6 protein-coding genes, 1 tRNA gene and 1 pseudogene are annotated in these 9,410 nt (G+C 71.4%); 1 reads left to right on the top strand and 7 read right to left on the bottom strand.

Annotation, left to right across the window (positions count from 1 at the left end; genetic code table 11):
* Nucleotides 1-210: 210 nt before the first annotated feature.
* Nucleotides 211-292: transfer RNA gene (locus tag ACT3TD_RS07190), tRNA-Tyr, on the bottom strand.
* 72 nt (nucleotides 293-364) lie between these two features.
* Complete coding sequence (locus ACT3TD_RS07185) at nucleotides 365-1,378, bottom strand: polyprenyl synthetase family protein (RefSeq protein ID WP_301442296.1); 1,014 nt, start codon at nucleotides 1,376-1,378, stop codon at nucleotides 365-367.
* A gap of 166 nt (nucleotides 1,379-1,544) precedes the next feature.
* On the opposite strand from ACT3TD_RS07185, the gene ACT3TD_RS07180 reads away from it, so the two are divergent.
* The gene (locus ACT3TD_RS07180; RefSeq protein WP_441578932.1) at nucleotides 1,545-2,843 is read left to right on the top strand and encodes a geranylgeranyl reductase family protein; all 1,299 of its coding nucleotides are present in this window, start codon (nucleotides 1,545-1,547) and stop codon (nucleotides 2,841-2,843) included.
* Nucleotides 2,844-2,858: 15 nt separating this feature from the next.
* On the opposite strand, the gene ACT3TD_RS07175 is transcribed toward ACT3TD_RS07180, so the two are convergent.
* From ACT3TD_RS07175 to ACT3TD_RS07155, 5 genes and pseudogenes are all read right to left on the bottom strand, one after another.
* Nucleotides 2,859-3,548 carry a demethylmenaquinone methyltransferase gene (locus tag ACT3TD_RS07175; RefSeq protein ID WP_441578931.1) on the bottom strand — a complete coding sequence of 230 codons (690 nt, stop codon included), beginning with the start codon at nucleotides 3,546-3,548 and terminating at the stop codon, nucleotides 2,859-2,861.
* A gap of 11 nt (nucleotides 3,549-3,559) precedes the next feature.
* On the bottom strand, nucleotides 3,560-4,048 hold the full coding sequence (locus tag ACT3TD_RS07170; RefSeq protein WP_441578930.1) for a DUF3592 domain-containing protein: 489 nt from the start codon (nucleotides 4,046-4,048) through the stop codon (nucleotides 3,560-3,562).
* Nucleotides 4,049-4,052: 4 nt separating this feature from the next.
* Nucleotides 4,053-5,918, bottom strand: a complete 1,866-nt coding sequence (gene menD / locus ACT3TD_RS07165; protein ID WP_441578929.1) for a 2-succinyl-5-enolpyruvyl-6-hydroxy-3-cyclohexene-1-carboxylic-acid synthase — start codon at nucleotides 5,916-5,918, stop codon at nucleotides 4,053-4,055.
* A gap of 45 nt (nucleotides 5,919-5,963) precedes the next feature.
* Nucleotides 5,964-8,293: pseudogene (locus tag ACT3TD_RS07160) on the bottom strand (excinuclease ABC subunit UvrA).
* 48 nt (nucleotides 8,294-8,341) lie between these two features.
* Nucleotides 8,342-9,394, bottom strand: coding sequence for an o-succinylbenzoate synthase (locus ACT3TD_RS07155; RefSeq protein ID WP_441578928.1), 1,053 nt, complete (start codon nucleotides 9,392-9,394; stop codon nucleotides 8,342-8,344).
* Nucleotides 9,395-9,410: the final 16 nt, after the last annotated feature.

The following is a 9,410-nucleotide window of genomic DNA, read 5'->3' as shown; positions in this document are numbered from 1 at the left end:
CCACCGCTTCCCGGGACTTGACCCGTACGACCCGGTCGCCTGCAGGTCGGGACGGGCTGAGCCTTCGTCATGACGCGCCCGAGGCAGACACACATCCTGACCATTACCCCCATCAACCCGATGCTGAGGCCTCGACCCCACGCACGCGAAAACCGCCCGGGGAGTGTCTCCACTCCACGGGCGGTTCGCGGTACTCGACGTACCATGTTGTGCCAGGTAAAGGATTCGAACCTTTGAAGGCAATGCCGGCGGATTTACAGTCCGCTCCCTTTGGCCGCTCGGGCAACCTGGCGTGCACCTCACGGTGCGATGGATACCCTACTACGACCTCACACGGTTCAGGCAAATCAGCTGGTCAGCGAGGCTATCCCAGACGTTCCAGCGAGTAGTCCATGAGGTTGCGCAGCGCGCCCGTCGCCGGGAGCGCCGGCAGCTGCGCCAGCTCGTCCTCGCCCAGCCCGCGGTAGCGCCGCACGTCCTCCAGGGCGCGCTCACGCCCGTTGGACGCCCGGATCAGGGTCAGGGCCTCGTCGACCAAGGCATCGTCGGTCACGGGCCCGGTGAGCAGTTCACGCAGGCGCGCCCCACCCTCGGTCTGTTCACGCATGGCGTAGAGCACCGGCAGGGTGAACACGCCCTCGCGCAGGTCCGTGCCGGGGGTCTTGCCGGACTCCTCGGGGTCGGACCAGATGTCGATGATGTCGTCCACGATCTGGAACACCTGGCCCAGGTGGCGGCCGAACCGGAACAGCGCGTCGCGGTGCTCGGCGGACGCCCCGGAGTGCAGCGCCCCCAGGTAGCCGGCCGAGGCGATGAGCACACCGGTCTTCTCCTGGATGACCTGCATGTAGTGCTCGATCTCGTCCTCTTCACCGTCCGGCCCGATGGTCTCGCGCATCTGGCCGGTGACGAGCTCACCGAAGGTGTCGGCGAAGTGCCGGACGGTGTCGGTGCCGAGGTCCGCCATCAGTCCGGAGGCGACGGCGAAGATGTAGTCGCCGGCGAGGATGGCCACGGAGTTCGACCAGCGGGCGTTGGCGCTCGGTGCGCCGCGACGGCGCTCGGCCTCGTCCATCACGTCATCGTGGTACAGCGTGGCGAGGTGGGTGAGCTCGACGACCACAGCGGCGTCGGTCACCGTGTCGGTGAGTTCCCGGTCCTGCCCGTACTGTCCCGCCAGCAGGGCGAACATCGGACGGAAGCGCTTTCCACCGGAGACCGCGAGGTGACTGATCTTGTCGGTGAGGAAGCTCTCCCCGGACGACAGGACCTCGCGGAGCCTGGCCTCCACACGCGCCAGGCCGTCCGGGACAGCGGTGTTCAGGTACTCGTCACCGAGGTCGAGCCCCACCCGCACATCCGAGTTAGTGCTTGCCATGAATTACGTAGCCTCTGTCCGTCAAACGTCTTCTCTGGGTAATCTTGCTCCACGCTACTGTAGACCAGCACCTCGGCACGGACCCAGACGGACACCTGCGCCGCCACCCGTGCCGACACCTGTGCCAATGACCTCCACCCACGACACCGTGCCAGAATAGTCGACGATGAATGACATACAGTGCGAAGTTCTCGTCGTCGGTGCGGGCCCGGCAGGATCCGCCGCCGCACACCGCGCCGCCGTCGCCGGCCGCGACGTCCTGCTGCTCGACATGCAGGACTTCCCCCGCGACAAGACCTGCGGCGACGGACTCACCCCGCGCGCCGTCCACGCCCTGGAGGCGCTCGGCGCCGGTGACCTCGTCGCCCCCGCGGCAGGACGCCCCGAGATCCGCGGCCTGAAACTGCACGGCTTCGGCGGATCGGTCACCGCCCCCTGGCCCGACCACCCGGAGTTCCCCGCCCGCGGCACCGCCGTGGCCCGCACCGACCTGGACAACGCACTGGTGGACCTCGCCGTGGCGTCCGGCGCGCGTCGACTGACCGCGAAGGCGGTGGACGTGGAGACCGACCTGGTGGCCGGCGCCCGCCGGGTACGCGCCGTGCGTCTCGCCGACGGCTCCGCCGTGCACTGCCGCTACCTCGTCCTCGCCGAGGGCGTGCGCAGCGGACTGGCCAGGACGCTGGGCCTGCAGTGGCTGCGCGGGCTCGTCCACGGTGTGGCGGCACGGTCCTACTGTCCCTCCCCCTACAGCGACGAACCGTGGATCCACTCGCACCTGGAGCTACGCGACGCCGACGGCGTGGCGCAGCCCGGCTACGGCTGGATCTTCCCGCTCGGCGCCGACGGCGAGCACGGCCCGGCGGTGAACCTGGGGTGCGGGGCACTGTCGACCTCACGGCGTCCGGCGAAGGTGAACGTGCGCAAGCTGCTGGCGTCCTACGCCGCGCAGTGTGAAGAGGAGTGGGGCCTCGGCGCACCGACGCACGTCGCCAGCGCACTGCTGCCGATGGGCGGGGCGGTCACCCGGGTCTCCGGGGTGAACTGGGCCGCCGTCGGTGACACCGCCGCGCTGGTCAACCCGCTCAACGGGGAGGGCATCGACTACTCCCTGGAGTCGGGCGTGGACCTCGTCGACATGCTCGCGGCGGCCGACGGGACGTCCGACGGTCTGCGCTACATCTGGCCCGAGCACCTGCGCGCCCGCTACGGCGACGCCTTCTCCCTGGCCCGACGCGCCGCGACCCTGCTGACCATGCCCGGCCTGCTCTCCGCGGTGGGGCCGTTGGGGATGCGCGGGCCGGTCGCCGACCGGCTCATGGGCTCGGCCGCACGCCTGATGGGAAACCTCGTGACCCCCGAGGACCGCGACCTCACCGCCCGGCTCTGGCTCGGTGCCGGACGCCTCAGCAGCGCCCACGACCGCTTCTGGCACGCGGAGTCACGTCCCCTGTTCGGGGCGTGAGCGCCGCGCCAGCGCTCAGTTCGGCTTGGTGGCGCTGTGCATCGCGGTGATGCCGAAGGTGAGGTTCTGCCAGCCGCAACCCTGCCAGCCGGAGTCGTTGACCAGCGCGGCCAGGGCCTCCTGGTCCGGCCAGGCGCGGATGGACTCCGCGAGGTACACGTAGGCCTCCGCGTTGGAGGACACCGCACGGGCCACCGCCGGCAGCGCACGCATCAGGTACTCCATGTACACGGTGCGGAACACCGGGACCACCGGGGTGGAGAACTCGCACACCGTGAGACGCCCACCAGGCTTCGTCACCCGCGCCATCTCCCGCAGCCCGGCGGCAGGGTCGACGATGTTGCGCAGCCCGAAGCTGATGGTGACCGCGTCGAAGGTGTTGTCCGGGAACGGCAGGTTCATGCCGTCGCCGCAGACCTTCGGCACGTCGCGGTCCGCCCCGGCGGCCAACATGCCGTGCGAGAAGTCGCAGGCCACGCACCATGCGCCGGACTCGGAGAGCTCCACGGTGGACACCGCCGTGCCCGCCGCCAGGTCCAGCACCTTGTCGCCCGGCGCCAGGTCGAGGCGGCGACGCGTGCGCTTACGCCACAGACGGTCCTGCCCGAAGGAGAGCACCGTGTTGGTCAGGTCGTAGTTCTTTCCGACGGCGTCGAACATGCGGGCGACGTCGGACGGGTTCTTCTCCAGGCTGGCTCGTGACACGCTGACCAAGCCTAGTCGATCGCCGCGTCCCGCCCGTTCTTCCCCCGCCGCCACCACAGCCGTTCCACGCCGAACAGCAGCCCGACCACGACCATCGACACCAGCCACACCGACAGGGCGGGCACGATCGACAGCGTCCACCCGCGGCCCTGGACCTTCACGTTGTCGGGGTCGGAGCGCTGGTAGTCCACGTACACCCGGTCGCCCTGCGACAGGCCGGTCGGGTACTTCAGCCCCCGGTCCGGCTGGTGGTAGACCCCGGCGTCGTCGCGGTAGCGCACCACGGTGGTGTTCCCGCCGCCGAGGACGTCGGCCACGGCCACACCGCGGTCGCGGGCGATCTTCGCGTCGCCGATCGCGGCGTTGACGACCAGCATACCGCTGACCGCGGTGGCCAGCACCGCCAGCGCGAGGATCGTCTGCACCAGGCGGCGGTGCACGGTCGCCCGCGAGGGGCGCAGCGCCTCCACGGAGCTCAGGAACGACGGGCGGGAAACCACGGCGTCACCCCTCCTGTGCCGGCGTCGCCGGGGTGACAGTGGTCTTCTCCGTGAGCTGACGGTGCATGCGCTCGCGCGGGGCGCGTGTCACCGCGGCCTCGACGACGAGCATGCCACCGGCGCCCTCGGCGTGGTCCTCCAGCGCCAGGGCCAGTTCGTTGATGTTCGTCACGCGCCGGTGCGCCACGTTGTAGCCGTCGCACAGCGCCTCCAGGTCCGCGCCGGTGGGCGTGCCCACCACCCGGTCGAAGGCGGACACGCCGTCCTCGAACTCGCGCAGCCCCGGTACGCCGACCTCGAGGGTCTCGAAGATCGCGCCGCCGTCGTCGTTGGACACCACGATCACCAGGTTCTCCGGGCGCGGTTCGCCCGGGCCCACCGACAGGCCGTTGACGTCGTGCAGGAACGTCAGGTCACCCATCAGAGCCACGGTGCGCGGTGCACGCATCAGGTCCGGTTCCGCCGAGGCGTGCGCCAGGGCCACACCCACGGCCGTGGACACGGTGCCGTCGATGCCGGCGGCACCGCGGTTGGTCACCACGTGCACGCCGGGGAACGGCAGGCCGGTCAGTGAGGCGTCGCGCACGGCGGAGGACGCCCCGAGCACCACTGCGTCCCCGTCCGACAGGCTGTCCGTCACCGCGGCGGCGACGTGCAGGCCGGTGAACTCACCGGCGGCGATCTCCTCACGCACCGCCGTGGCGGCGACCTCGCCGGCGGCGGCGCAGGTGCGCAGCCAGCCGCGCGGGTGCTCACCGGTGACGCGCACCCCACGGAACGGTGCGGCGGTGTCGACGTCGGAACGTCCCACACTCGGGGCGGTGGGACGGTCGGAGACCGGCACGACCCGGATCGCCGGGTCCGCCAGCAGCCGGGCGGTGCCGCGGTGCAGCGTGGGACGTCCGACGAGGACGATCTGCTCCGGACGCATCTGCGCCCGGTAGTCGCCGTCGCCGACGCCCGCGCCGATCTCGGCGGCGAACAGGCCCGCGGCGGCCGGGTGCACCGGGGTGTCCGGGGCGGGGCTGCCGGGCTCGGCGATGGTCGGCACACCCGCGAGCTCGTCGAGGACCTCCTGCGCCCAGACGCGGTCACGCACATCACCGGTGACCACCAGGGTGCGCAGCGACAGGTCCACCGTCGCCGCCGGGTCGTGCGGGGTGCGCAGCCGGTCCGGGACGCTCCGCTCGCTGCCGGCGAGCGTCGCGGCGAGGGTCACGTCCGCCGTGGTGGCGGGGACCAGGGGCTCGGCGAAGGGGACGTCGACCTGCACGCCGCCGGCCCCGACCGGGCCCATGGCGTGCAAGACGGCGTGGGCCACCCGGTCGCGCACGGTGGCGTCGGCGGATGCGGCGTCCTGCGCGTCCCCCTCAGAGCCACGGACGGCGGCGTCGATGCCGACGGCCTCCACGGCGTGGCTGCCGAAGATGCCGAACTGGTCGATGGTCTGGTTCGCCCCCGAGCCCAGCATCTCCCACGGCCGGTTCGCCGACAAAACGATCAACGGCACCCCGGCGGCGGTGGCCTCCACCATCGCCGGCATGCAGTTCGCCACCGCCGACCCGGAGGTCATCACCACCGGCACCGCCCGTCCCGAGCGCTTGGCCAGGCCCAACGCCAGGAAGGACGCCGACCGCTCGTCCGTGCGCACGTGCAGGCGCAGCCGGTGACGCCGGTCCGCCTCGGCGAAGGCCAACGCCAACGGCGCCGACCTGGACCCCGGGCAGACCACCGCCTCGCGCACCCCGTTGGCGATGAGGGCGTCCACGACGACCGCCGCGACGCGGGTCGCCGGGGCCAGATGCGCGGCGCCCGTGTGGTCGCTACCGTTGTCGCCGCTGTGGTTGGGGGTGTCGATCAGGTCAGTCACACCCTCTGACGCTACCTGTCGACCTCGCCGCGACCACAGCCGGACCTACCTGCCCACCGCGCGGGCGAGGTGGCGTCCGGTGAGGGTCGTCGCATCCACCAGCTCCGCCGGCGTGCCGGTGAACACCACCTGCCCACCCTCGTGGCCAGCCCCGGGGCCGACGTCGATGATGTGGTCGGCCTGCGCCATCACCGCCATGTTGTGCTCGATGACGACGAGGCTGTAGCCGTCGTCGACCAGCGACTGCATCATCGTGACCAGCGTGCCGGTGTCCGCCAGGTGCAGGCCCGAGGTCGGCTCGTCGAGCACGATGACGTGTCTCCGTCCACACCCTTGAGCCCCTCACCGATCTTCGCCGCGAGCTTCAGACGCTGCCGCTCGCCGCCGGACAGGGTGTTCAACGGCTGACCGAGGCGCAGGTACCCCAGCCCCACCTGGGCCAGGCGCTCCAGCACCGCCACCACGTTGCGCGAACCCGCACTGGCCTTCACCTCCCCGGCGAAGAACTCGCGGGCGGCCCGCACCGTCATGTCCAGTACGTCGCTGATGGTGCGTCCGGCCAGGGTGAACTCCAGGACCTCCGGTCGGAAGCGGCGTCCCCCGCACTCCTCGCACGGGGTGGACACCCCCGCCATGATCGCCAGGTCGGTGTAGACCACGCCGAGGCCGTTGCACACCGGGCACGCGCCCTCGGAGTTCGGACTGAAGTGCGCCGGTGTCGCCCCGGCGGCCTTGTTCGCCCGGGCGAAGAGCTTGCGCACGTCGTCGAGCAGACCGGTGTAGGTCGCCGGGGTGGAGCGGCGCGAGCCGCGGATCCCGGACTGGTCCACCACCGTGACCCCGTCCCTGCCGGTCAGCCCGCCGTGCACCAGCGAGGACTTGCCCGACCCCGCCACGCCGGTGACCACGGTGAGCACGCCGAGGGGCACGTCGACCGAGACGTCCTTCAGGTTGTTGTCGTTGACGTGCTGCAGCGCGATCGTGCCGGTGGCCTCGCGCACGTGTCCGCGCAGGCTCACGCCGCGCTCCAGGGAGCGCGCGGTGACGGTGTCCGCCCCGCGCAGACCCTCGTAGGTGCCGGCGAACACGATCTCGCCGCCGGCGTCGCCGGAGCCCGGACCGACGTCGACCACGTGGTCGGCGGCGGCGATGACCTCGGGTTTGTGCTCGACGACGAGCACGGTGTTGCCCTTGTCGCGGATGCGGCGCAGCAGGTCGATCATCCGGTCGATGTCGTGCGGGTGCAGCCCGATGGTCGGCTCGTCGAAGACGTACGTGACGTCCGACAAGGACGACCCGAGGTGGCGGATCATCTTCACCCGCTGCGCCTCACCGCCGGACAGGGTGCCCGCCGGGCGGTCGAGGCTGAGGTAGCCCAGGCCCACGTCCACCAGGTTGTCGAGCATGCCGAGCAGGTTGGTGCGCACGGGTGCCACCGAGGGTTCGGCGTCCAGCGCCAGCACGAGCTCGCGGAGCTCTGTGACCTGCGTGGAGTTCCACTCGCCGATGGTGCATCCGGCGACGGTGGCCGTGCGCGACGCCTCCTTGAGGCGGGTGCCGTGGCAGTCCGGACACGGGCCGGTGGTGCTGATGCGCTCCACGAAGTTCACGATCTGCTTCTGCTTCGGCGGGGTGTCGCGGTCGATCCACAGGCGGCGGATGCGGGTGACCAGCCCGTCGTAGCTCAGGGTGGAGAATCCGCCGTTGGCGTCCTTGTCTTCCTTCGGGACCTTGATCTTCTGCGCCGGGGCGTACAGGAAGAACTCGCGCTGCTCCTCGGTGAAGTCGGCGACCGGGACGTCCGGGTCCAGGCGCGGGTTCTTCGCGTAGGACGACCAGTACCAGTCCCCCACGCCGAAGCCCGGCGCGTCGATCGCGCCCTCGTTCAGCGACTTCGACTCGTCGAGGAATGCCGACAGGTCCAGCGTGGCGCCCACGCCGGTGCCCTCACAAGTCGGGCACCAGCCCTCGGGCAGGTTGAAGGAGAAGTGGCCGGACGCGCCGACGTACGGCTGCGACAGGCGGCTGAACAGCAGCCGCACCAGGGAGGACGCGTCGGTGGCGGTGCCGACGGTGGAGCGTGAGTTCGCGCCCATGCGTTCCTGGTCGATGATGATCGCCGGCGAGAGGTTCTCCAGGACGTCCACGTCCGGTCGCGGCAGGCTGGGCATGAAGCCCTGGATGAACGCGCTGTAGGTCTCGTCGATCAGCCGGCGCGACTCCGCGGCGACGGTACCGAACACCAGCGAGGACTTACCGGACCCGGAGACGCCGGTGACCACGGTGAGCTTGCGCTTGGGCAGGTCGACGTCGATGTTCTTGAGGTTGTTCGCCCGGGCACCCCGGACGTGGATGGTGTCGTGGCTGTCGCTCATTGGCCCCTTTATAGCCGAAGGCGCGGGGTGGGCCGACCTCGCTACGGCTCACCCCAGGTGCCGGTAGGACGCCGCGAGGCGCTCGAACCACCAGTCGCGGCGCTCGGCGGAGGACGCCAGGGCGTCGAGCCGGTCGGCGTCGGGCGTCAGCGGTTCCACGGCGAGGCGTCCGTCCACGATCTGGCGCGGCGCGCAGATGTCCTCGGCGTACAGCGAGCCAGTGGCCAGGCCCGCGGCCTGCGGGACGACAGTCATCTCGTCGTCGTCGGTGTAGCCCGGCAGCGTCGCCGCCGCGAGGATGCCGGCGTACATGCCCACCCCGGACTCCAGGGCGGAGGACACGGTGACGGCCACGCCGAAGCATCCGACCTCCTCGGCGATCGCGCGGACCTGCGACACCCCGCCCAGCGGCGCGGCCTTGAGCACGGCCACGTCGCAGGCCCCGGCCTGCACCGCGGCCATCGAGTCGGTGGACTTGCGGATGAGTTCGTCGGCGGCGACGCGCACCATCATGCCGCGCGAGCCGAGGCGCTTGCGCAGTTCGGCGAGCTCGGCGACGGTGGCGCACGGCTGCTCCACGTAGTCCAGGGGCCCGCCGCCGCGCGAGGGGTCGGTCAGCGCGGTCGCGGCCTCGAAGGCCTCGTCCACGGTCCAGCCGGCGTTGGCGTCGACCCGCACGGCGATGCCGGGACGCGCCTCACGCACGGCGCGCACCCGCGCCAGGTCGTCCTCCAGCGTCTGTCCCTTCTCGGCGACCTTCACCTTCACGGTGGTGCACCCGGGGTAACGCTCCAGCAAGCGCGGCACGGCCTCCGGGTCGACCGAGACGTCCACCGCGGGGATCGTGGCGTTGACCTCCACTGACCCCGTGGTGGGCGCGGCCACCTCACCCCAGCCGAGCTCCACGGCGCTGCGCAGCCAGCGGGAGGCCTCCGGGGCCCCGTACTCCAGGAACGGCGACCACTCGACCCAGCCGGACGGTGCCTCGAGGAGCATCAGCTCGCGCTCGGTGACGCCGCGGAAGGGCACACGCAGCGGGCAGGTGACCACGCGGGCCCGGTCGCTGAGCTCGGAAAGGGACGGAAGGGCGTGAGGCAGCATGACCACACCCTACGAT

This window comes from Corynebacterium sp. AOP36-E1-14 (genome assembly GCF_052377495.1).
GTDB lineage: Bacteria > Actinomycetota > Actinomycetes > Mycobacteriales > Mycobacteriaceae > Corynebacterium.
The sequence above is the reverse complement of the archived record's forward strand: the minus strand, read 5'-3'. Positions and strand labels throughout refer to the sequence as shown.

What these genes read in the sequence shown, in the direction of transcription:
- ACT3TD_RS07185 (WP_301442296.1), bottom strand. Translation starts at nt 1,378, where the DNA reads ATGGCAAGCACTAACTCGGATGTGCGGGTGGGGCTCGACCTCGGTGAC.
- ACT3TD_RS07180 (WP_441578932.1), top strand. Translation starts at nt 1,545, where the DNA reads ATGAATGACATACAGTGCGAAGTTCTCGTCGTCGGTGCGGGCCCGGCA.
- ACT3TD_RS07155 (WP_441578928.1), bottom strand. Translation starts at nt 9,394, where the DNA reads ATGCTGCCTCACGCCCTTCCGTCCCTTTCCGAGCTCAGCGACCGGGCC.